Origin of the sequence: Nocardia sp. 852002-20019_SCH5090214 (assembly GCF_001665865.1) — a bacterium.
Classification (GTDB): Bacteria; Actinomycetota; Actinomycetes; order Mycobacteriales; family Mycobacteriaceae; genus Nocardia; species Nocardia nova.
Map to the genome: position 1 here is coordinate 338,753 of NZ_LZMK01000368.1, position 21,014 is coordinate 359,766.

Here is a 21,014-nt window from a genome sequence, read left to right on the forward strand (position 1 = left end):
CGGATCTCCCAAGTAGTTCGCTATCGGATAGTTCGCTACCGAACTATATCCCGTCGAATAGTATGTGTCCATGGCTGGACGACAGACCGATGCGGTGGATGCGATCGTGGCGCAGTGGGAGCGGGAACGCCCCGACCTGGATCTCGCAGCGATGGCGGTGCTCGGCCGCCTCGGCCGCCTGTACGTCCTCGCCGAGCGCGCGATCGACGCGGTGTTCACCGCGCACGGGCTGCAACGCGGTGAGTTCGATGTGCTTGCGGCACTTCGCCGTTCGGGTGCACCGTTCGAACTCACCCCGTCGGTCCTGGCCGACACCCTGATGTTGTCGCGCGCCGGTATGACGGGCCGCCTGGACCGCCTGGAATCGGCCGGACTGGTGCGTCGTATCGCCGATCCCGCCGACCGCCGCGCGGTCCGGGTCGCGCTGACCGAGGCCGGCCGCGCCCGCGTCGACGAGGTCGTGACGGCGCACACCGAAAACGAGACCCGCCTGCTGTCCGGGTTGTCGGTGCGCGACCGCGCCGAACTGGACCGGATCGCGCGGCTGCTGCTGGCCGAGCTGGACCGGCCATGACATCGGCTCAGCCGGAGACCATCGCCTCACCGTGGACGAGGAACTGGGCGAGACTGGCGAAGATCGGCAGCCCCGTCTTGATCTCCAGATACGCGAACTGCCCCTGCGGATTCACCTCGAGGAAGTAGTACTCGCCGTCGAGTCCGAGTCTGATGTCGAGCACGCCGAAGACCAGTCCGAGCGCACCCATCAGCGTGGTCAGCGACTTGCTCACCGAGGCCGGCAGCCGCTCGGGCGTGAAGGCCACCGAGGTGTCCAGGCGCGAATCCACCCATCCCACACCGGATTGCGAGTCGATCCGCACTGCCCATTCGACGCCGTCGATCCACACCACCCGCAGATCGCATTCGGCTTCGACATAGTCCTGGAAGGTGGTCGGCGCCGAGCGGATGGTGTCGAACCGGCCGAGATCCTCGCTGCTCACGATGCGGGTTTCGGAGAATTCGGAGCGGCCGGTTCCGGTCCGCTTGTAGATCACCGACCCGCCGCGGGAATCGACGAAACTGCGGGCCTCGTCGGGATCGTTGGTGATCAGCGTTTCCGGGATCGCGAAACCGCTGCGCCGGGCGGTGTCGAGTTGCACGATCTTGCGGGTGGCGGTGCGGTCGGCGCCGGGATCGTTGACCCAGACCGCCGGTATCGACCAGAGCAGGCCCTGCAGGAACCCGTCGCATTCGGCCTGGCGGAAATCGTCGTCGCCGTCCAGGAAACCACCGGGCACCTGGCACGGACGGGGGCGACGCCACCAGACGGCAGTCACGTCGTCGAGACCGGCGATATGCGACATCGAGCGAGCGGCGCCGGCCCGGTCGAGCCGGAAACTGCCGCATTCGCGCGGAAAATCGCGCATATCCAGGCGAATCGGTATGAGCCGGTACATATTCCGCAGCATCGAGGCCATCGCGTCGGCGTGTAGATCGCCGGTCTCCGCGACGATCAGCACGGCACCCGGCGAGCGGGCACTCATCGAACGGCCCCTCAGTCCAGGCTGTCGCAGGCGGTGCCGTCGTCGCTGCCACCGCCGCTGCGAGTCTGGCTGTAGCTCACCGTCGCACCGGCGGCGCCCGGGGCGGGCGTGACGTCGAGCCGCCGGGCCCACTGGTCGGTCAGCCGGGCCAGCAGATCGTCACCGACGGCGGGGCTGGGACGAGGCGGTAGCGTCAGCGGGCGTTCGGTGAGCTGAATGCGGCGCTGCTGCGTGAAATCGGCTGTGGCGCCGGGCCGTATCCACACGAGCACGGGGCGTTCCGCGGCGCCGGTGCCGGCGTCCGGGGATCCGTCGCGCAGCTGGAGGACGTCGTCGCGGTGGAGAGTCCAGATTCCCTCGGCGACGCGGACGCTGATGGTGTCGCGAGATTCGGCGACCAGGCGACCGGACAGCGGTGGCGCCGGGTGACGGGGTAGCGGGCGCGGCCGGGTGCGTTCGGGTACCTGGCGGCGGGCATCGTTCATGGGCTGGACTCCGATCTGCTCGCAATTTGCCCCGGAAGTCGAGCGTGATCTGGATCATAGCCCGCCGCGGTGCCGGGCCGGTTCGCAACGAAAGATTTCCGGTGCAAACTCGGTGCCCTGGCCCGGGCGCGGAAAACACTATCGCCGAAAGCTATTCGGTTGAGCTGTCAACGGGTCACAGGCCGAGCACGTCGGGGGATTCGGCAAGCTCGAGGAAGCGTTTACCCGGGTTCGACACGAGTTTGCGCGCGTCCAGATCCATCAGCCCGAGCACGACGGAGAATTCCGCGGAGACGGTCCCGTCCAACTTGCGGATCTGCTGGTCCATCCAGAACGCTTTGCCCTCTCCCCAGCGGCATTCGCAGGTCACGGTGATCTCGTCGCCCAGATGCAGCTCCCGCCGATACTTGACGGTGGATTCCAGAACCACCGGACCGAGTCCGGACAGCCGCATCTTGTCCGGGACCAGACCGGCCGCGCGCAGCACCTCCCAGCGGGCGTGCTCGGCGTACTGGTGGTACACGGCCTGGTTGAGATGGCCGTTGACGTCGAGTTCGTAACCGCGGACGGTGACGGGCACAGAGAAGGTCATATCCGGGGCGAACGGGTGCCGTGTTCCCGGTATTTCCGGATCGAGCGTGGGATCGGTCACCGTCCGGGCGGCGGCTACATGAGTCGCCGCATCAGATACGTGTACTCGAGCGCGCTGGTGTGGGCCTGCTCCTCGCGATCGGCGCCCGCACCGTGGCCGCCCTCGCCCGCCTCGTAGAACAGATACGGATCGCCGAATTCGGCCAGCCGCGCGGCGAATTTGCGGGCGTGCTGCGGGCCCACCCGGTCATCCTTGGTCGTGGTCCAGACGAACGGTTCCGGATAGTGCGTGCCGCGTCGCAATTGCCCGTACGGCGAGATGGATTCGAGAAACGCCCGCTGAGTGGGATCGTCGACGCTGCCGTACTCGTCGACCCAAGAGGCGCCCGCGGCGATCTTCTCGTAGCGCATCATGTCCAGCAGCGGCACCTGGATGTCGACGGCGTTCCACATCTCCGGATGCTGGACGAATTCGACACCCATGAGCAGGCCGCCGTTCGAGCCGCCCTGGATGCCGAGCCGCCGCGCGCTGGTCACGCCGCGGGCTACCAGATCCTTGCCGACGGCCGCGAAATCGTCGAACGCCCGCTGCCGGCCGGTCGTGCGCGCGGCCTCGTGCCAGGCAGGCCCGAACTCACCGCCGCCGCGGATGTTCGCCAGGACGAAGACGCCGCCGTGATCGAGCCAGAGCCGGCCGAGCAGTCCCTGATAGGACGGAGTCTGCGACACGCCGAAACCACCGTAGGCGTACATCAGGGTGGGGTTCGAGCCGTCGAACGCCATAGCGGCGGCGTGGACCACGAAATACGGCACGGCGGTGCCGTCGGCCGAGGTGGCTTTGCGCTGCTCGACCACGTAACGCGACGAATCGAACTGCGGCGGTGTGCTTTTCACCTGCCGGGCCGTGCCGGCGGCGGTGTCCACACTCCACAGTGTGGTCGGCACGAGGAACGAGGTCACCGAGAGATAGGCGCGATCGCCCGTCGGATCGGCGGTGACGGTGTCGACGGTCGCGTTGTCGGGCAACGGCACCGGAGTCGGCGACCAGCTCCCGTCCGGACGCGGGGTGTAGACCGTGGCGCGACCGCGCACGTCGTTCAGCGAGGTGACCACCGCGTGGTCGCGCGTGGTCTGCACACCACTCAGACTCTCCGACGGACCGGGGACATAGACCGGTGTCACCTGCGGCCGGGCCGGATCGGCGATCAGCCGGTCGGCATCCACCGACACCAGCGCACCCGACGGATAGGTCGTCGCGCCGACCGCCCAGTCCTGCTGGAGCGACACCAGGATGTGATTGCCGACGAAACCCGCGAGGTCCGACTTCGCCGGGAGCGCGGTCGGCGCGGGGCCGGTCGCGGTGAGCAGTTCGACGTCGTGTTCGAAGAAGGTGCGCCCGCGTACGACGAGATCGAGCCGGCGGCCGGCGCCGTTGTCCAGCACTACCGGCGTGGTCGACAGCTGATCGGTCCGCTCGCCCCGCGCGAGTTCGGTCGCGGCGTCCAGGGGTTGGCCGCGGCGCCACTGCCGGACGACATACGGGTATCCGGAGGCCGTCGTCTCGCCAGGCTGCCATTCCCGCGCGATGAGCACCGTATTCTCGTCGCTGAACGTGAGGTCCACCTTGCCTCGCGGCACCACGAATCCGCCCGGCACGAACTGCCGTGTGCCCCGGTCGAATTCGCGGACCGACACGGCGTCCTCGCCGCCGTCGGACAAACTGATCAGGCACCGGCGATGGGTGACCGGATCGCAGTCGGCGCCTCGCCAGACCCAGTTCTTCCCTTCGGCTCGTGACAGCTCGTCGAGGTCGAGCAGGGTGGTCCAGGCCGGTTGCGGCGCTTCGTAATCGGCGGTTGTCGTCTCGCGCCAGATGCCGCGTTTGTGGTCACCGTCCTGCCAGAAGTTCTCGACGGTGCCGTCCTCGAAGCGCGGCATCGGGATCCGGTCGGACGTCTTCGCCAGCGCCGTCGCCTGCGCGAGATTGTCGGCGTAGCGCGGATCGTGTTCGAGCACGTCGAGGGTCCGGCGGTTCTGTTCGCCGACCCACGCCTGCACGCGCGGACTGTCGAGTTCTTCGAGCCAGAGATACGGGTCCTGCGGTGAGGCGCCACCGCCGCACGCGGCGGCCAGCACGGCGATCGACAGCAGGGCCGCCGCACGCCGCAAGGAGGTACGCGGCGCACCGCCGGCCGATCCGTGTCGTCGTCCCCGCCCCATGATCATCAGCACATGGTACGGCGAATCCGGCCGGGGCACGGACGGTTGTCGCGGCCGGCTCACTCCCGGCGGCGAACCGACGCCTCCACGAGATCGAGTACGGCCGTGAGGTTTTCGTTGACATGACCGGAGGCGATGCGGGCGATGAGGCCGTCGAGGACGAGATCGAGATAGCCGAGCAGCACGTCGGTGGGGACGTCGTCGCGTAGCGCGCCGGCCGCCTTGCGGCGTTCGAGGCGGGCCAGGGTGGCCGCGGTCAGCTCGGCCGAACGCTGGGTCCAGCCGGCGGCGAACTCGGGATCGGTGCGCAGTCGCCGGGCGATCTCGAGGCGGGTGCCCAGCCAGTTGTACTGCGCGGGATTGTCGAGCATCTCCCGCATGACCTGCACGATGCCCTCGTTGGCCGCGACCTCGGCCATCCGTTCGGCATCCTCCTGGGCCAGTGCCAGGAACAGGGCGTCCTTGTCCCGGAAATGATGGAAGATCGCGCCGCGGGACAGCCCGATCGCCTCTTCCAGGCGGCGGACGGTCGCACCCTCGTACCCGAATTCGGCGAAACACCGCCGCGCCCCGTCCAGAATCTGGCTGCGCCGGGCGGCGAGGTGATCGTCACTGACCTTGGGCATGGGCTCCTCCAGCGGGGAATGCACGGACCCCCGCGCCGGGACGATCCGGCGCGGGGGTTCTCACAGTACGAGCATGAACGCGTAGATCCTGCAGCGGCGCAACGCTGTTCGTGCCGGCCCGGCGAGCCGAACGGACGCCGGGCGCGGCACGACGCAGCGCGGATGCGGGATATCAGCCGCGAATCATGTTGCGCAGCACGAACTGCAGGATGCCGCCGTTACGGTAGTAGTCGGCTTCACCGGGGGTGTCGATGCGCACGACCGCGTCGAAGGTGACCTTCTCGCCGTTCTCCTTGGTCGCGGTGACCTTCAGGGTCTTCGGCGTGGTGCCCTCGTTGAGCTTGGTGATGCCCTCGATGTCGAACACCTCGGTGCCGTCCAGGCCCAGCGACGCGGCCGACTCACCCGCCGGGAACTGCAGCGGGATCACGCCCATGCCGATCAGGTTGGAGCGGTGGATGCGCTCGAACGACTCGGTGATGACGGCCTTGACGCCCAGCAGACGGGTGCCCTTGGCCGCCCAGTCGCGCGAGGAACCCGAGCCGTACTCCTTACCGCCCAGCACGACCAGCGGAATGCCGGCCTTCTGGTAGTTCTGCGAGGCGTCGTAGATGAACGCCTGCGGGCCGCCCTCCTGGGTGAAGTCGCGGGTGTAACCACCCGAGACGTCATCGAGCAGCTGGTTGCGCAGCCGGATGTTGGCGAAGGTGCCACGGATCATGACCTCGTGGTTACCGCGCCGCGAGCCCAGGGAGTTGTAGTCCTTGCGCTGGACGCCGTGCGAGTCGAGGTACTGCGCGGCCGGGGTGCCCGGCTTGATCGGACCGGCCGGGGAGATGTGGTCGGTGGTGACCGAATCACCCAGCAGGGCCAGCACGCGGGCGCCCTTGATGTCCTCGACCGGAGCCGGCTCGAGTTCCATCCCGTCGAAGTACGGCGCCTTGCGGACGTAGGTGGAGTTCTCGTCCCAGGCGAAGGTGTCACCGGACGGAGTGTCGAGGTTGCGCCAGCGCTCGTCGCCCTTGAAGACGTCGGCGTAGGACTTGCGGAACATGTCCTGGCTGATCGCCGACTTGATGGTGTCGTCGATCTCCTGGGCCGAGGGCCAGATGTCGCGCAGGAACACGTCCTTGCCGTCGGTGTCCTGACCCAGCGCGTCCTTCTCGAAGTCGAAGTCCATCGTGCCCGCGAGCGCGTAGGCGATGACCAGCGGCGGCGAGGCCAGGTAGTTCATCTTCACGTCGGGGGAGATGCGGCCTTCGAAGTTGCGGTTGCCGGACAGCACCGCGGTCACCGACAGGTCGTTGTCGTTGACGGCCGTGGAGATCTCCTCCGGCAGCGGGCCGGTGTTGCCGATGCAGGTGGTGCAGCCGTAGCCACCCAGGTAGAAGCCCAGCTTCTCCAGGTAGGGCCACAGACCGGCCTTCTCGTAGTAGTCGGAGACGACCTGCGAACCCGGGGCCATGTTGGTCTTGACCCACGGCTTGCTGGACAGGCCCTTCTCCACCGCGTTGCGGGCCAGCAGCGCCGCGCCGATCATGACCGACGGGTTGGAGGTGTTGGTGCAGGAGGTGATACCCGCGACCACGACCGCGCCGTGATCGAGGATGAACTCGCCGCGATCCTCGGAAACCACCTTGACCGGCTTGGACGGACGCCCCTCGGCACCGTTGGCCGCCGAGTGGGCCGGGGTGTAGCTCTCCGTGCCCGCGCCGGCCGACACCGAGACCGGATCCGAGGCGGGGAAGGTCTCCTCGACGCCCTCGTCGAGCGCGGTGTAGTCACCGGTGACGTAGTCGGTGATGTCGGAGCGGAACGCGGCCTTCGACTCGCCGAGCAGGATGCGGTCCTGCGGGCGCTTCGGACCGGCGATCGAGGGCACCACGGTGCTCAGGTCGAGCTCGAGGTACTCCGAGTAGGCGGGCTCGTGCGCGGCGTCGTGCCACATGCCCTGTTCCTTGGCGTAGGCCTCGACCAGGGCCAGCTGCTCGTCGGAGCGGCCGGTCAAACGCAGGTAGTTGATGGTCTCCTCGTCGATCGGGAAGATCGCCGCGGTGGAGCCGAATTCGGGGCTCATGTTGCCCAGGGTGGCGCGGTTGGCCAGCGGCACCTCGGCCACACCGGCGCCGTAGAACTCGACGAACTTGCCGACCACACCGTGCTTGCGCAGCATGTCGGTGACGGTGAGCACGACGTCGGTGGCGGTCACGCCCGGCTGGATCTCACCGGTGAGCTTGAAGCCGACGACCCGCGGAATGAGCATCGAGACCGGCTGGCCCAGCATCGCGGCCTCGGCCTCGATACCGCCGACGCCCCAGCCCAGCACGCCCAGGCCGTTGACCATCGTGGTGTGCGAGTCGGTGCCGACGCAGGTGTCCGGGTAGGCCTGGCCGTTGCGGGTCATGACGGTCGGGGCCAGGTATTCGATGTTGACCTGGTGCACGATGCCGGTGCCCGGGGGGACGACCTTGAAGTCGTCGAACGCGCCCTGGCCCCAGCGCAGGAACTGGTAGCGCTCACCGTTGCGCTGGTACTCGAGGTCGACGTTGCGCTCGAGGGCGTCGGCGCGGCCGAAGACGTCGAGGATGACCGAGTGGTCGATGACCATGTCGGCGGGGGAGAGCGGGTTGACCTTGTTCGGGTCGCCACCGAGCGCGGTGACGGCCTCACGCATGGTGGCCAGGTCGACCACACACGGCACGCCGGTGAAGTCCTGCATGATCACGCGGGCGGGGGTGAACTGGATCTCGATACTCGGCTCCGCCGACGGATCCCAGTTGGCGATGGCGCGGATGTGGTCGGCGGTGATGTTGGCGCCGTCCTCGGTGCGGAGCAGGTTCTCCGCCAGGACCTTCAGGGCGTAGGGCAGCTTCTCGGTGCCGGGCACGGCCGAGAGACGGAAGATCTCGTAGGAGTTGCTTCCGACCTCGAGGGTGCCCTTGGCGCCGAATGTATCGATACTTGTCATACGTTCAGCTCCACTCGTCGGTGTTCCGATCGGGGCGCGTGCGGGCCCCGTGGGTGGCCACCGGCGGGGCTGCGCCGGCGGCTGTCGCCGAGGACGCGTTTCGGGCTGCGCGCCTCGTACTTCCGAACTCTAACAGTACGCTTGTCCTATGAAGCATGCGGGGCACGTACGGCGCGGCGTGCCGCCATCCATGATCCCCCCGTCGCGTACTGTGCTCGAAGGCCCCGTCGGAGTCGTCGCCTCCGGTGTGCCGGCCAGGTGTGTGTGTTGATCTCGTGAATGTGTTGGACGTCCGTCGCTGGAGTCGGCGGCTCGACAAGACCGGATGGAAGATGACCGTCTCGTATGCCTCGGTTTTCACCCCTATGGCCGCGGAGCTACCGCCGGATACCGACGTCGACGCCATCGTGCTGGATCTGGCCGACAACCACGTAGCCGCGCCGCCCGCCAAGGATCAGGACAAGCTCGCCGAGATCGCGGATCAGGCCCGTGCGCACGGCATCGAGTTGAACATCGTGGTCGTGAAGGGAAATCCGGGCCGCGATTCGGATCTGCGCGACCTGGCGACCACCCTCGGCAAGAGTGAGCACGGCACTGTCGTGGTGTTCAGCGACGACTGGATCGGCACCTACAGCGATTCCATCAACCGCGCGCGGCTGGAGTGGGCCGAGGACAAGGCCAAATATCAGGGCGGGCACACCGCGACCGCCGCGCAGATCTTCGTCGACCGGCTGGAGACGCCGGAGAAGGTGTCGTGGACGGCGATCACCGGCGTTCTGCTGGCGGGCACCGTGCTGATCATCGGTGGCCTGTACTACCTGAAGTCCCGCCGCGCGGCGCGCGAGCGGGCCGCGGTGGCGGCCGACGCCGCGCCGAATCCGCCGGTGTCGTCCCGGTAGGCGTTCCGGCGGCCATCGGCGTGTCGCGAACCGATGCCGGATGATCGCCGGAAACTAGCCACCACCTCGGCGTCATGCCCGATTCGAGGGATACGTCTCGATTCGCGGGACGAAACTGAACGACCGGTTTGATTCGTCCCCGGAACCCCTATTCACGGTTAGCAAATTTTCAGCAAACCGGAAATTACTCCCCTGTGATTTGTCGTCCGATGTTTCCTCTGTGAAAGAAGTGTCGTACGGTTTCGAGGTGACACTCTTGGGGAAGAAGTGTCACATGGGCCTCCAGCGTCCCTCGAGGGCAGATGGACCGTTGGTGCTCGTGCGGCGACGCCTCGATCGGTCGCCCAGCGCAGTCCTGGCGAATCTGGTGCTCGCCGGGAGCCGCAGCGGGATCAGGGAGGTGTTATGCGAATATCGGCGAGGCGGTCCGGGGGTGCCGCAAAGATCGCTGTGGGGTTGCTCTTATGTGGGATCGCTCTGACGGTGACCGCTCCGCTGGTGGCCGCGGTGCCCCCGCCACCTCCGAATCCGAGTGACGGCGATATCGCCGCGGCGGGCGCGCAGGTCGATGCGGGAGTGAATCAGGTCAGCGGTCTGATCAATCAGGTCGCCACCGCCGACCAGCAGCTCGCCCAGCTCGACACCGAGGTCGCCGGCAAGCGGGAAGCCGTGAACAAGGCGCTGGTCGATCTCCAGAACGCCCGCGACGCCGCCGACGCGGCCGCGGCCACGGTGGCCGCCACCCAGCGCGACCTGCAGTCCGCCGGAGCTCAGCTCGATCAGGCCCAGGGCAAGTTCGACGAATTCGCCGTCGACGCCTACACCCACCCGGGTTCGACGTCGATGGTGAACTATCTCGCCGGCTCCGATCCGGCCTCCGCGCTCGACCGCGCCGATCTGCTCGGCATGGCGTCGAAGAATCAGCAGGCCGCCATCGACGGCCTGCGCCGCGCACAGGTCGAACAGGCCAACAAGGATTCCGCGGCCCGTCAGGCCAAGAAGGCCGCCGACACGGCCGCGGCAGCGGCCGATCAGAAGCGCGAGCAGGCCCAAGCCGCGGTCGCCGCCGCCAAGGCCGCTCTCGACGAGCAGGCGCAGAAGCGCGATGCCCTGATGGCCCAGCGCGATTCGGCCCAGCAGCAGCTCGACCAGGCCCGGGCCACCGTGACCGGACTGCAGGGCCAGCGCGACGCCTACCTGGCCTGGGATCGTCAGCGCCGGGCCGAGGTCGCCGCCGCCCAGGCCGCCGCGACCGCTGCCGCCGCACGCGCCGCCGCCGATCAGGCCGCCCAAGACCGCGCGGCCGAACTCGGCGCGGGCAAGCGGCCGCACACCCAGCTGGACAACGCGCCGCCGCCGCGCCGATCGATGTCGACCCCCAGCCGGCCCAGCGGCAGCCGCTCCGAACTGATCGAGACGGTCGTCGACCGTGCGATGTCGCAGCTCGGCGTGACCTATGCCTGGGGCGGTGGCGACGAGGACGGCCCCACCAAGGGCATCCACGACGGCGGTGTGGCCGATTCCTACGGCGACTACAACAAGGTGGGCTTCGACTGCTCCGGCCTGATGATCTACGCCTTCGCCGGTGTCGGCATCTCCCTGCCGCATTACAGCGGCTACCAGTACACGATGGGCACCCGGGTCAAGGTCGCCCAGCGCGAGCGCGGGGACATGCTGTTCTGGGGCGCCAACGGCAGTGAGCACGTCGCGCTGTACCTGGGCGACGGCAAAATGATCGAGGCGCCCGAATCCGGTGACGTCGTGAAGATTTCGTCGGTGCGCGAGGGCGGCATCATGCCGTACGCCGTTCGCCTGATCACCTGACGCACCTCCGAATGATCTTGGCTACCATGCGAATCGGCACACATCGTGCCGGTCCGTTCGGCACGAGCCGAGAGTTCGGCAGTAGTTGGGGTATTGATGAGGCAGATCCTGTTCTCGGCGGCGATCGCACTCGCGGTCTCGATCACCGTGACGCCGTTGCTGATCAGGTTGTTCGCACGCCGGAATCTCGGCCAGCAGATCCGCGTCGAGGGACCGCAGAGTCATCAGGCCAAACGTGGCACTCCCACCATGGGTGGCATCGCCATCGTGGCCGGGCTGTGGGCCGGATACCTGGGCTCGCACCTGATCGGCCTGCGCTACGACGCCGACGGGCCCTCGGCCTCCGGGCTGCTGGTGCTCGGCCTGGCCAGCGCGCTGGGGTTCGTCGGGTTCCTCGACGATTTCATCAAGATCCGCAAGCACCGCAATCTGGGCCTGACCGCGACGGGCAAGTACATCGGCCAGATCGGCGCTGCCGTGGTGTTCGGAATCCTCGCACTGCGCTTTCCCGGCAGCACCGGGCTCACCCCGGCCGGCCGGCAGGTGTCCTACGTGCGGGACTGGCCCACGGTGGCCTTTCCGCTGGTGGTCTTCCTGCTGGCGGTGTGCTTCGTGGTCGTCGCCTGGTCCAATGCGGTGAACATCACCGACGGGCTGGACGGGCTGGCCGCGGGATCGATGGGTTTCGCGCTCGGGGCCTACGTCATCGTGACGTTCTGGCAGTACACCAATTCCTGTGCCGCCCACGCGCTTCCGGGCTGCTACAGCGTGCGTGACCCGCTGGATCTGGCCGTGGTCTGCGCGGCCGGTGGCGCGGCCTGCATCGGATTCCTGTGGTGGAATGCCAATCCGGCCAAGATCTTCATGGGCGATACCGGGTCGCTGGCCCTGGGCGGGCTGCTGGCCGGAATCTCGATCACCACCCGCACCGAATTGCTGATGGTGGTCGTGGGCGCGTTGTTCTTCGCCGAAATTCTGTCCGTGGCGTTGCAGATCGCGGTTTTCCGCACCACTCGCAACCGGTTGTTCAAGATGGCGCCGTTCCACCACCATTTCGAACTCGGCGGCTGGCCCGAAACCACGGTGATCATCAGATTCTGGCTGCTCGCGGGCATCGCGGCGGCGGTCGGGCTGGCCCTGTTCTACGCCGAATATCTGGCCGCGGTGGGCTGAAACCGCCGCGGCGACCGGCTGCGACACGGCAATTCGGAATCGGCGCATTCCGGACACCGTCGAGCGCCTTCCGAGCCGCCCGGGAGGCCTGGCCCGCGACATTGTGCGAGCCCAGTTGCGGCAATCTTGCTCGATACCTGGAATAGTTGGGGCGGCACGCATGGAGACCGAAGCGAAAGCGGGGAGTTTGGTGACTTCGACGGACGATGTGAGCGCTGGGAGTGCGGTGAAGCAGGCGGAGGCCGCCTCGGGCACTTTGGAGCGTGACGTCGCGACCCTGGAGAAGGCGATCTACGAAGTCAAACGGGTCATCGTCGGTCAGGACCGGTTGGTCGAGCGGCTGCTCGTCGGCGTTCTGGCTCGCGGGCACGTGCTGCTCGAGGGTGTGCCCGGCATCGCCAAGACGCTGGCGGTGGAGACCTTCGCGAGGGTGGTCGGCGGCAGCTTCTCGCGCGTGCAGTTCACCCCCGACCTGGTGCCCACCGATCTCATCGGTACCCGCATCTACCGGCAGGGACGCGAGGAGTTCGACACCGAACTGGGTCCGGTCGTCGCCAACTTCGTCCTCGCCGACGAGATCAACCGCGCGCCCGCGAAGGTGCAGTCGGCACTGCTCGAGGTCATGGCCGAACGGCACGTGTCGATCGGCGGCAAGACCTACCCGATGCCCGATCCGTTCCTGGTCATGGCGACCCAGAACCCGATCGAGAGCGAGGGTGTGTACCCGCTGCCCGAGGCGCAGCGCGACCGCTTCCTGTTCAAGGTCGTCGTCGACTATCCGACGGTCGAAGAGGAGCGCGAGATCATCTACCGGATGGGTGTGACCCCGCCGGAGCCCAAGCAGATCCTGGAGCCGGCCGAACTGATCCGGCTGCAGAAGCTGGCCGCGAACACCTTCGTCCACCACGCCCTGGTCGACTACGTCGTGCGCGTCATCGCCGCGACCCGCAAACCGGCCGAATTCGGGCTCGAGGACGTCGCGGGCTGGATCGCCTACGGTGCCTCGCCGCGTGCCAGCCTCGGCATCATCGCCGCCGCCCGCGCGGTCGCGCTGATCCGCGGCCGCGATTACGTGGTGCCGCAGGATGTGGTCGAGGTCGTTCCGGATGTGCTGCGCCACCGCCTCGTGCTGTCCTACGACGCGCTCGCCGACGAGGTCAGCCCCGACGACGTGATCCGCCGGGTGCTGCAGACCGTCGGCCTGCCGCAGGTCGCCACCCAGGCCAACGCACCCGCCCCCGGCGGCCCGGCGCCGATGCCGGCCCCGGGCCCGCAGGCTGCCGCGCCGCAGCCCATGGCCCCGCATCCGGCCGGTCAGCCGCAGAACGGTCAGGGCGCCGGGCAGCCGCAGCGCCAGTGAGCGGGGCATCGGATTCGGTTGCGCCAGTGACGAACTCAGCTCACGTCCCCGCTCACCACGACAGCGCGCCGCCGTCGTTCCGGTCCGGAGATCTGCGTGATCCGCGATTGTCGGCGGCGTTGAAAACCCTCGAGCTGACGGTGCGCCGCCGCCTCGACGGCGTCCTGCACGGCGATCATCTCGGCCTGATCCCGGGCCCCGGGTCCGAGCCCGGGGACGCGCGGATGTATCAGCCGGGTGACGATGTGCGCCAGATGGATTGGTCGGTCACCGCGCGCACCACCCATCCGCACGTGCGGCAGATGATCGCCGACCGGGAGCTCGAGACCTGGCTGGTGGTCGACCTGTCGGCCAGTCTGGACTTCGGCACCGCGCTCTGCCAGAAGCGCGATCTGGTGGTCGCGGCGGCCGCCGCGGTGACGCATCTGACCAGTGGCGGCGGTAACCGGATCGGCGCGGTCGTCGCCAACGGCGAACGGCTGTACCGGATTCCGGCCCGCACCGGCCGGGTGCACGCCCAGTCGCTGCTGCGCAGCATCGCCACCACCCCCCATGCGAGCGACGGCGTGCGCGGCGATCTGCGCGGCGCCATCGAGTCGCTGCGCCGGCCGCAGCGCAAACGCGGTCTGGCCGTTGTCATTTCGGACTTCCTCGGCGAGATCGACTGGCAGCGTTCGCTGCGCGCGATCTCCGGCCGTCACGATCTGCTCGGTGTGGAGATCCTGGATCCGCTGGATCTGGACCTTCCCGACGTCGGTGACGTGGTGCTCCACGATCCCGAAACCGGCCGCACCCGCGAATTCACCGTCACTCCAACCCTGCGCGCCGATTTCGGACGTGCTGCCCAGCAGCATCGCGAACAGGTCGAGGCGGCGCTGCGCAGCTGCGGCGCGCCGGTGATGACGCTGCGCACCGATCGTGACTGGATCGCCGACGTGGTCCGTTTCGTGTCCACTCGGCGCCACACCTTCGGCGCCCCGACCGGGCGGGTTCCCCGACAGTGAGTATTTCGCATTTCACGTCCGCGATCTGGCTGGCGTTCCTCATCGTCGTCGTCGCGATCGCGCTGCTCTACGTGCTCGTCCAGCGGCGTCGCAAACGGCACATGCTGCGGTTCTCCAATATGGAGACCCTCGAACGCGTGGCGCCCAAACGTCCCAGTAACTGGCGGCATGCGCCGGTGGCGCTGATGCTGGTGGGCCTGGCCCTGCTGACGGTCGCCGCGGCGGGTCCGCAGGCGGCCAAGAAGGTGCCGCGCAACCGGGCCACGGTCATGCTGGTGATCGACGTGTCGCTGTCGATGGAGGCCACCGATGTGCCGCCGTCGCGGATCCAGGTCGCGAAGAAGGCCGCGACCGATTTCGTGGACGGTCTCACGCCGGGCATCAACCTGGGCTTGGTGACCTTCGCCGGTACCGCGTCGGTTCAGGTCTCCCCGACGACCAACCGGGAGGCGATGAAGGCGGCGATCAACAATATGAAGCTCGCCGAACGGACCGCCACCGGTGAGGGCATCTTCAGCGCCCTGCAGGCCATCGATACGCTCGCCTCGGTCCTGGGCGGGGCGCAGACGCCGCCCCCGGCGCGGATCGTGCTGATGTCCGACGGCAAGCAGACCGTGCCCGACGACAAGGACGTCGACAATCCCCGCCACGGCTTCGTCGCGGCGCGGGTCGCCAAGCAGAAGGGCGTCCCGGTCTCGACCATTTCCTTCGGCACCACGTGGGGTTCGGTCGAGATCCCGGATCAGGACGGCAAGGGCTCCCAGCGCGTCCGGGTACCGGTCGACGACGACTCCTTGCGCGAGATCGCCAAGATCTCCGGCGGAGACTTCTACACCGCCTCCACGCTGGAAGAACTCAGCGCCGTCTACGACACCCTGGACAAGCAGATCGGCTACGAGATGCAGATGGGTGATGCCAGCCGGCCGTGGTTGCTGCTGGGTCTGCTGCTGACCGCTGCGGGTGTGGTGAGCGGTTTGGTCTATCGTCAACGCCTGCCATAAACGGGTACCGCGCAACCCGGCCACGACAGTCGAACTCGAACAGATAGGTTGACATTCATGTCGAACTTCACTTCCCGATCGGTCCTGGTGACCGGTGGCAACCGCGGTATCGGTCTCGCGGTGGCCCAGCGGCTGGCCGCCGACGGGCACAAGGTTGCCGTCACCCATCGTGGATCGGGCGCGCCGGAAGGTCTTCTGGGCGTGAAATGCGATGTGACGGACTCGGATTCGATCGATTCGGCCTTCAGCGAGATCGAGGCCAAGCAGGGCGCGGTCGAGGTGCTGGTGGCCAACGCCGGCATCGTCGACAACACCCTGCTCATGCGGATGAGCGAGGAGCAGTTCACCCGGGTCATCGACGCCAACCTCACCGGCGCGTGGCGCTGCGCCAAGCGCGCCAACCGGGCGATGCTGCGGGCCCGCTTCGGCCGCATCATCTTCCTGGGCTCGGTCGTGGGCCAGATGGGCGGCCCCGGCCAGGTGAACTACGCGGCGGCCAAGGCCGGACTGGTCGGCATGGCGCGCGCGATCACCCGCGAGATCGGCTCACGCAACATCACCGCCAATGTGGTGGCGCCCGGTTTCATCGACACCGATATGACTCGGGAAGAGATGACCGAGGACATGCGCGAGATGGCGCTGAAGGTCATTCCCGCGGGCCGCATCGGCCAGCCCGAGGAAGTCGCGGCGGCGATCAGCTTCCTGGCCTCCGACGACGCGTCCTACATCAGCGGTGCGATCCTGCCGGTCGACGGCGGCATGGGCATGGGCCACTGAGCCAGCGGCCCCGAGCCTGTCGACTTCCCATCCGAGTTTCCCCGAGGAGAATTCACCACCCATGAGCGGAATCCTGGACGGTAAAACCGTCCTGATCACCGGCATCATCACCGATTCGTCGATCGCCTTCCACGCCGCCAAGGTGGCTCAGGAGCAGGGCGCGAAGGTGATCATCACCGGTATCCCCGAGCGGCTGCGCCTGATCGACCGCATCGCCAAGCGCCTGCCCCAGGAAATCGCGCCCGCGATCGGCCTCGACGTCACCAACGAGGAGGACCTGGCCGGTCTCGCCGACAAGGTGCGCGAACTCGCGCCCGAAGGCATCGACGGCGTGCTGCACTCCATCGCCTTCGCCCCGCGCACCCTGATGGGCCCCGACGCGCTGCCGTTCCTCGACGGGCCGGGCGCCGACGCCGCCAAGGCGTTCGAGATCTCCGCGTGGAGCTACGCATCGCTGGCGCGCGCGGTGCTGCCCGCGATGAACGAGGGCGGCTCGATCGTGGGCATGGACTTCGACCCGCGCACCGCGATGCCGTTCTACAACTGGATGGGTGTGGCGAAGGCCGCGCTGGAGTCGGTGAACCGCTACGTGGCGCGAGAGGTGGGCGAGGCCAAGCGGGTTCGCTCCAACCTGGTCGCCGCGGGCCCGATCAAAACCCTCGCCGCCAAGGCGATCGCCGGCACCGCCACCGACGATGCCAAGCAGCTGAACATGCTCAACACCTACTGGGACGGTGCCTCGCCGATCGGCTGGGACGTCGACGATCCGACCGTGGTCGCCAAGTCGATCGTCACCCTGCTCTCGGACTGGCTGCCCGGCACCACCGGTTCGATCATCTACGTCGACGGCGGCGCCAGCCACAACACCTGGTTCCCGGAGAACTGGTCGGCCAACTGAGAGCCTGGAGGTAATCAGCCGTGACCGGGACCGTCGACGCACTGCTCCTGCTGTCCTTCGGCGGTCCCGAACGCCCCGAGGACGTGATGCCGTTCCTGGAGAACGTCACTCGGGGCAGGGGCGTACCGCGGGAACGCCTCGACGAGGTGGCCCAGCACTACCTGCACTTCGGTGGCGTCTCGCCGATCAACGCGCTCAACCGCGAGCTGATCGCCGCGATCGAGGCCGAATTCGCCGCGCGGGCAGTGGATCTGCCGGTGTACTTCGGAAACCGCAACTGGTATCCGATGGTCGAGGAGACCGTCGCGACCATGCGCGCCGACGGCATCGGCCACGCCCTGGTGTTCCCGACCTCGGCGTGGGGCGGCTACTCCGGTTGCCGCCAGTACGACGAGGACATCGAGCGTGCCCGCGCGGCCGTCGACGGGGCGCCGGAACTGACCAAGCTGCGGCAGTACTTCGATCATCCGCTGCTGATCGACTCCTTCGCCGACGCCGTGCGCGCGGCGGTGGCGGACCTGCCGGCCGAAGTGCGCGATCGGGCCCGGCTGGTGTTCACCGCCCATTCGATCCCGGTCGCCGCCGACGTCGCGGCCGGACCGCCCGCCGACGGTGGTCACCTCTACAGCCGCCAGGTCGCCGAGGCGGCCCGATTGTGCGCCGCGGCAACGGGTTTCGACGACTTCGACGTCGTGTGGCAGTCGCGGTCCGGACCGCCGCAGGTGCCGTGGCTGGAGCCCGATATCGTCGATCATCTGGAAGCGCTGTCCGGCAAGGGTGTCGAGGCCGTCGTGGTGTGCCCGGTCGGATTCGTCTCCGATCACCTCGAGGTCGTCTGGGACCTGGACAACGAGGCCGCCGAGAAGGCCGCCGAACTCGGTATGGCTTTCGCCCGCGCCGCCACCCCCGGCCCGGATCCGCGCTTCGCCCGGATGGTCGCCGAACTGGTCGGCGAACATCTCGGCGTGAACGAGCCACGGCGCCTGGGCGCGGTGCCCGGGTACGGTTGCACCCGTAACGGGGCGATCTGCGCACCCGGATGCTGTGAACCCGTGCGTCGCCGAAAGTAACCGCCGCCGAGCGGGTATGCCCTCGGTATGAACGTGCGAAAGGTGGCGGTGGGGCGATGACGCGGTTCTTCCTCTTCGGTCTGCTCACGGTGGCGGTGGTCGTCCTGGGCGTGATCGCGGCGATCGGTTCGTGGGCCTGGTGGATACTCGCCGTCGCAGCGGGATCGCTCGTTCTGGTCGGCGCCTACGATCTGGCGCAGCGCCGGCATTCGATCCTGCGCAACTATCCCTTGCTGGGGCATATGCGCTACCTGCTCGAAAGTATCCGGCCCGAACTGCAGCAGTACTTCATCGAGCGGAATTTCGACGGCCGCCCCTTCGACCGCGACGTGCGGACAATGATCTACGAGCGCGCCAAGGGAATTCACGGCGAACTGTCCTACGGCACCGAGCGCGATATCGAAGCGGTCGGATACGAATTCCTCGTCCATTCGGTGGCCGCGCTTCCCGAGCCGGAGCAGGCCCCGCGCGTGCTGATCGGCGGCCCGGACTGCCGGCAACCCTATGCCATGTCGCTGCTGAACGTCTCGGCGATGAGCTTCGGCGCACTGTCGGGGAATGCGCTGCGCGCGTTGAACATCGGCGCCGCCCGCGGCGGTTTCGCCCACGACACCGGTGAGGGCGGGCTGACTCCGTTCCATCTGGAGGGCGGTGCGGATCTGGTGTGGGAGATCGGATCGGCGTACTTCGGCACCCGCACCCGCGACGGTCGCTTCGATCCGGACCAGTTCGCCGAGAAGGCCGGCTACGAACAGGTGAAGGCGATCTCGGTGAAATTGAGCCAGGGCGCGAAACCTGGACTCGGCGGGGTGCTGCCGGCCGCGAAGGTGAGCGAGGAGATCGCCCGCTATCGCGGGGTGCCGGCACACGAGAAATGTGTCAGCCCGCCTTCGCATTCGGAATTCCACACCCCGCGCGAATTGATTCGCTTCCTCGTCCGCCTGCGTGAACTGTCCGGCGGCAAGCCCGTCGGGTTCAAGCTGTGCGTCGGTTCGCGCACGGATGTCCTCGCGATCTGCAAGGCGATGATCGCCGAGGGCACCGCACCCGATTTCATCGTCGTCGACGGCGCCGAAGGCGGTACGGCGGCCGCGCCGCTGGAATACGAGGACCATGTCGGCCTGCCGCTGACCGACGGTCTGATGACCGTGCACAACGCACTCGTCGGAACCGGTCTGCGGGACCGGATCCGGCTGGGCGCCAGCGGAAAGGTGGCCACCGGCACCGATATCGTCAAGCGATTGGTGCAGGGCGCGGACTTCACCAATGCCGCGCGGGCGATGATGATGGCGGTCGGATGCATCCAGTCCCAGCGTTGCCACACCAATCAGTGCCCGGTCGGCGTCGCGACCCAGGATCCGCGGCGAGCGCGTGCCCTCGACGTCGCCGACAAGGCCGAGCGGGTGCAGCGGTATCAGGAGGCCACGGTGCGCCAGGCGATGCAGATGATGGCCTCGATGGGTGTGCACGACCCCGCCGAACTGGATACCCATATGCTGCGGAAGAAGGTGGCGCCCAACGAGATCCGGTCGTACGCCGAACTGTACGAATGGCTGGCGCCCGGGGAGCTGCTCGTCCATCCGCCGGCGAGCTGGCGCGCCGATTGGGAGGCCGCCGACCCGGATTCGTTCCGTCCGGTCGCGCCGGCCCAGCCGGTCCGGGCGCGGTGATCAGAAGTCGAGGGCGGGCACCCGCGCGTACACACCGGGAAATCCGGGTTCGGCCGAACCCTTACCCCACGAGGTGACGCCGGCGACCTTGCCGTCGATCAACAGTGGTCCGCCGCTGTCGAATTCAGCGGTGTCGGCGGCGGGGGAGCCCGCGCACAGCGCCTCGCCCGGATCGAATTCGGCGCCGTAGGCGACCGCGCAGGCCGCATCGGACACCAGCGGCACCGTCGCCGCTCGCAGCACGCTGTTGGACTGGTCGTCCTCGGAGGTGGCGCCCCAGCCGACCACCGTCGCCGTAGCTCCCTGTGGCGCCGCGACGGCCACGGTCGGCAGGGCGACCGGTGCGCTGAGCACCAGGACGGCGACACCGTGGTGATAGCTCAGATCCGTGCCGAACAGCGAGACCCGGAAAGCCGGGTCGATCCGGACATCGGCGATTCCGACGGTGACCCCGCCGTGCCCGGCGACATCGGTGCGGCCGAAGGTCACCGTCGTCCCCGGCAGCATGTGGGCCAGGGCGCCGCAGTGCGCGGCGGTGAGTACCCGGTCCGGGGCGATCAGGGCACCGGCGCAGAACTGACCGCCCGGCCTCGTCGCATAGGCGGGCGTGCCGATGGCCGCGAGCCACGGATAGTCGGCGGCGCTGACCGGGACACCGCCGACCACGGCCTGCGCCGCCGTCGTCGGCACCAGAGCGCAGGCGAGCGCGGCGGCGACGGCGCCCGCCGCCCGGCGCGGGGAAATCTTCATGACCACCTCGATGCTGTATGACCTGCCCGCCGAAAGTTCTACCGTACGACCATGACGAGGTGGAGCGAATTCGCCGAGGGGGAGACGGTGGTGCGCAAGCTCTGAGCTCGTCTGGCCGGTCGCCGACGTTTCGCGCGGTAACTGGCCTGCGATCAGC

18 protein-coding genes are annotated in these 21,014 nt (G+C 68.1%); 11 read left to right on the forward strand and 7 right to left on the reverse strand.

Going from position 1 to position 21,014, the window contains the following annotated elements:
• The first annotated feature begins 70 nt into the window (after nucleotides 1-70).
• Entirely contained in the window at nucleotides 71-574 is a 504-nt protein-coding gene (locus tag A5780_RS30035; protein ID WP_174553958.1) for a MarR family winged helix-turn-helix transcriptional regulator, read from the forward strand.
• Between the two features lie 7 nt (nucleotides 575-581).
• Here A5780_RS30035 and A5780_RS30040 read toward each other — a convergent pair whose 3' ends face one another.
• The 6 genes from A5780_RS30040 to acnA form a co-directional block, all read right to left on the reverse strand.
• The gene (locus A5780_RS30040) at nucleotides 582-1,541 is read right to left on the reverse strand and encodes a hypothetical protein (RefSeq protein WP_063013990.1); all 960 of its coding nucleotides are present in this window, start codon (nucleotides 1,539-1,541) and stop codon (nucleotides 582-584) included.
• A gap of 11 nt (nucleotides 1,542-1,552) precedes the next feature.
• Entirely contained in the window at nucleotides 1,553-2,026 is a 474-nt protein-coding gene (locus A5780_RS30045) for a hypothetical protein (protein WP_227462785.1), read from the reverse strand.
• Nucleotides 2,027-2,201: 175 nt separating this feature from the next.
• On the reverse strand, nucleotides 2,202-2,606 hold the full coding sequence (locus A5780_RS30050; protein WP_227462786.1) for a thioesterase family protein: 405 nt from the start codon (nucleotides 2,604-2,606) through the stop codon (nucleotides 2,202-2,204).
• A gap of 86 nt (nucleotides 2,607-2,692) precedes the next feature.
• Nucleotides 2,693-4,843 (reverse strand): prolyl oligopeptidase family protein, encoded by a 2,151-nt coding sequence (locus tag A5780_RS30055; RefSeq protein WP_231983146.1) that lies wholly within the window; start codon nucleotides 4,841-4,843, stop codon nucleotides 2,693-2,695.
• A gap of 53 nt (nucleotides 4,844-4,896) precedes the next feature.
• On the reverse strand, nucleotides 4,897-5,463 hold the full coding sequence (locus A5780_RS30060; protein WP_030514537.1) for a TetR/AcrR family transcriptional regulator: 567 nt from the start codon (nucleotides 5,461-5,463) through the stop codon (nucleotides 4,897-4,899).
• A gap of 172 nt (nucleotides 5,464-5,635) precedes the next feature.
• Nucleotides 5,636-8,431, reverse strand: coding sequence for an aconitate hydratase AcnA (gene acnA / locus A5780_RS30065; RefSeq protein ID WP_064910539.1), 2,796 nt, complete (start codon nucleotides 8,429-8,431; stop codon nucleotides 5,636-5,638).
• A gap of 275 nt (nucleotides 8,432-8,706) precedes the next feature.
• Here acnA and A5780_RS30070 point away from each other — a divergent pair, with 275 nt between their 5' ends.
• The 10 genes from A5780_RS30070 (at nucleotide 8,707) to A5780_RS30115 (ending at nucleotide 20,107) form a co-directional block, all read left to right on the forward strand.
• Nucleotides 8,707-9,330: a DUF6676 family protein gene (locus A5780_RS30070; RefSeq protein WP_231983147.1), complete on the forward strand. Its 624-nt coding sequence runs from the start codon at nucleotides 8,707-8,709 to the stop codon at nucleotides 9,328-9,330.
• Nucleotides 9,331-9,735: 405 nt separating this feature from the next.
• Complete coding sequence (locus A5780_RS30075) at nucleotides 9,736-11,154, forward strand: NlpC/P60 family protein (RefSeq protein ID WP_064910541.1); 1,419 nt, start codon at nucleotides 9,736-9,738, stop codon at nucleotides 11,152-11,154.
• A gap of 96 nt (nucleotides 11,155-11,250) precedes the next feature.
• The gene (mraY, locus tag A5780_RS30080; RefSeq protein ID WP_063019638.1) at nucleotides 11,251-12,327 is read left to right on the forward strand and encodes a phospho-N-acetylmuramoyl-pentapeptide-transferase; all 1,077 of its coding nucleotides are present in this window, start codon (nucleotides 11,251-11,253) and stop codon (nucleotides 12,325-12,327) included.
• Nucleotides 12,328-12,517: 190 nt separating this feature from the next.
• Nucleotides 12,518-13,687, forward strand: coding sequence for an AAA family ATPase (locus A5780_RS30085; protein WP_369817546.1), 1,170 nt, complete (start codon nucleotides 12,518-12,520; stop codon nucleotides 13,685-13,687).
• A gap of 26 nt (nucleotides 13,688-13,713) precedes the next feature.
• The gene (locus A5780_RS30090) at nucleotides 13,714-14,691 is read left to right on the forward strand and encodes a DUF58 domain-containing protein (RefSeq protein WP_063015014.1); all 978 of its coding nucleotides are present in this window, start codon (nucleotides 13,714-13,716) and stop codon (nucleotides 14,689-14,691) included.
• Nucleotides 14,688-15,692, forward strand: coding sequence for a VWA domain-containing protein (locus A5780_RS30095; protein ID WP_030514530.1), 1,005 nt, complete (start codon nucleotides 14,688-14,690; stop codon nucleotides 15,690-15,692). The genes A5780_RS30090 and A5780_RS30095 overlap by 4 nt, the downstream gene beginning before the upstream one ends.
• Nucleotides 15,693-15,749: 57 nt before the next feature.
• The gene (fabG1, locus tag A5780_RS30100) at nucleotides 15,750-16,469 is read left to right on the forward strand and encodes a 3-oxoacyl-ACP reductase FabG1 (RefSeq protein ID WP_063015016.1); all 720 of its coding nucleotides are present in this window, start codon (nucleotides 15,750-15,752) and stop codon (nucleotides 16,467-16,469) included.
• Between the two features lie 61 nt (nucleotides 16,470-16,530).
• On the forward strand, nucleotides 16,531-17,367 hold the full coding sequence (gene inhA, locus A5780_RS30105; RefSeq protein ID WP_030514528.1) for an NADH-dependent enoyl-ACP reductase InhA: 837 nt from the start codon (nucleotides 16,531-16,533) through the stop codon (nucleotides 17,365-17,367).
• Nucleotides 17,368-17,387: 20 nt separating this feature from the next.
• Nucleotides 17,388-18,437, forward strand: a complete 1,050-nt coding sequence (locus A5780_RS30110; protein WP_064910542.1) for a ferrochelatase — start codon at nucleotides 17,388-17,390, stop codon at nucleotides 18,435-18,437.
• Between the two features lie 56 nt (nucleotides 18,438-18,493).
• A complete protein-coding gene (locus tag A5780_RS30115; protein ID WP_063015019.1) occupies nucleotides 18,494-20,107 on the forward strand; it encodes an FMN-binding glutamate synthase family protein in 1,614 nt (537 codons plus the stop codon).
• Here the strand turns inward: A5780_RS30115 and A5780_RS30120 are convergent, their stop codons facing one another.
• Nucleotides 20,108-20,857, reverse strand: coding sequence for a trypsin-like serine protease (locus A5780_RS30120; RefSeq protein ID WP_063015021.1), 750 nt, complete (start codon nucleotides 20,855-20,857; stop codon nucleotides 20,108-20,110).
• Nucleotides 20,858-21,014 lie beyond the last annotated feature (157 nt).

Coding starts and splice junctions, on each gene's coding strand:
- fabG1 (WP_063015016.1), top strand. CDS start 15,750: ATGTCGAACTTCACTTCCCGATCGGTCCTGGTGACCGGTGGCAACCGC.
- A5780_RS30075 (WP_064910541.1), top strand. CDS start 9,736: ATGCGAATATCGGCGAGGCGGTCCGGGGGTGCCGCAAAGATCGCTGTG.
- inhA (WP_030514528.1), top strand. CDS start 16,531: ATGAGCGGAATCCTGGACGGTAAAACCGTCCTGATCACCGGCATCATC.
- mraY (WP_063019638.1), top strand. CDS start 11,251: ATGAGGCAGATCCTGTTCTCGGCGGCGATCGCACTCGCGGTCTCGATC.
- A5780_RS30045 (WP_227462785.1), bottom strand. CDS start 2,026: ATGAACGATGCCCGCCGCCAGGTACCCGAACGCACCCGGCCGCGCCCG.
- A5780_RS30035 (WP_174553958.1), top strand. CDS start 71: ATGGCTGGACGACAGACCGATGCGGTGGATGCGATCGTGGCGCAGTGG.
- A5780_RS30060 (WP_030514537.1), bottom strand. CDS start 5,463: ATGCCCAAGGTCAGTGACGATCACCTCGCCGCCCGGCGCAGCCAGATT.
- A5780_RS30040 (WP_063013990.1), bottom strand. CDS start 1,541: ATGAGTGCCCGCTCGCCGGGTGCCGTGCTGATCGTCGCGGAGACCGGC.
- A5780_RS30120 (WP_063015021.1), bottom strand. CDS start 20,857: ATGAAGATTTCCCCGCGCCGGGCGGCGGGCGCCGTCGCCGCCGCGCTC.
- acnA (WP_064910539.1), bottom strand. CDS start 8,431: ATGACAAGTATCGATACATTCGGCGCCAAGGGCACCCTCGAGGTCGGA.
- A5780_RS30115 (WP_063015019.1), top strand. CDS start 18,494: ATGACGCGGTTCTTCCTCTTCGGTCTGCTCACGGTGGCGGTGGTCGTC.
- A5780_RS30055 (WP_231983146.1), bottom strand. CDS start 4,843: ATGATCATGGGGCGGGGACGACGACACGGATCGGCCGGCGGTGCGCCG.